Origin of the sequence: Microbispora sitophila (assembly GCF_014892245.1) — a bacterium.
GTDB lineage: Bacteria > Actinomycetota > Actinomycetes > Streptosporangiales > Streptosporangiaceae > Microbispora > Microbispora siamensis.
Genome location: NZ_JADBGC010000086.1, coordinates 1 through 1,186 on the forward strand (window position 1 = coordinate 1; position 1,186 = coordinate 1,186).

1 protein-coding gene is annotated in these 1,186 nt (G+C 71.7%); it reads right to left on the minus strand.

The annotated features are described in order from the left end of the window. Positions 1–1,186, minus strand: a 1,186-nt coding sequence (locus IL992_RS45525) for a polyketide synthase dehydratase domain-containing protein (protein WP_193209500.1), incomplete at both ends; no start/stop codon positions are given.

Consider the following 1,186-nt stretch of genomic DNA (forward strand, 5'->3'; position numbering starts at 1 on the left):
GGGTGGTGGCGATGGCTTGGTGGGTCAGCACGAGCAGGCGGGTGTCGGCGAGGCGGTCGTCGGCCAGGTAGGTCTGCAGGGTGTGCAGGGTGTGTTCGAGCACCACGTGCGCGGCGCCGACCGGGCTCCCGTGCCCGGCCGCCCCCGTGTTCTGCTCCTCCAAGCTGGAGGGGCCACTGTCGGTTCCCCCCTCGCCGGGCGTTTCTTGGAGGTGGGTGGGGATCGGCAGGACGATGAGGTCGGGCACAGGATCGGCGGCGCTGTCGGTGGCGCTGATGGCGTCGGTGAGGGTGGTCAGGTCCTGGTAGAACGAGGCGGTGACGGTCTGGCGCAGTTCGTCGTAGAGCGGGCGATCGCCGAGCACCGCCCACGCCTCGCGCGCCGCCGGCACGAGATCCAGCGGTGACCACTCCACCCGGAACAGGCTGTTCTCTCCAGCCGACCCGGAGACCTTGAGCTGCTCGGCGGAGACCGGTCTGGCAGTGAGGGTGTCGATCGCGGCGACCGGCGCGCCGGTGGGGTCGGCGGCCTGGAGCGACAGCGATCCGGTGTCGCCCAGCTTGACGCGTACCCGTAGTTCGGTGGCGCCGGTGGCGTGCAGGCGGACACCGCTCCAGGCGAACGGCAACCGGTTGTGTCCTTCCGGCACCTCGGCCAGCCCCGCCCAGGCGGGCAGGTGGACGGCCGCGTCGAACAACGCCGGGTGCACACCGAAGTCCGCCACGCCGGCCCGTTCGTTCTCGGGGAGGGCGACCTCGGCGAACAGTTCGTCGCCGCGCCGCCAGGCGGCGCGCAGTCCCCGGAACGCCGGACCGTACCGCAACCCCGCCGTGGTCAGGGCCTCGTAGACACTTGCCACGTCTATGGGGGTCGCGTCCGCAGGAGGCCATGCGGTGAGGTCGAAGCCGGGTCCGGCGTCGTCCTTGACCAGTACGGCGGTGGCGTGGCGGGTCCACTCACCGTGCTCTCCCTCGGGGCGGGAGTACACGTCGAGCGTCGCCTCCCCGTCGGCGTCCGTGCCGTTCACGATCACCTGGACTCGGACCGTACGGCCGGGCTGCAGGACCAGTGGGGCGTGGAGGAGGAGTTCGTCGATGGTGGTGTGGCCGGTGTGGTCGGCGGCGTGGAGGGCGAGGTCGAGGTAGGCGGTGCCGGGGAGGATGGGGGTGTCGAAGACGGTGTGGTC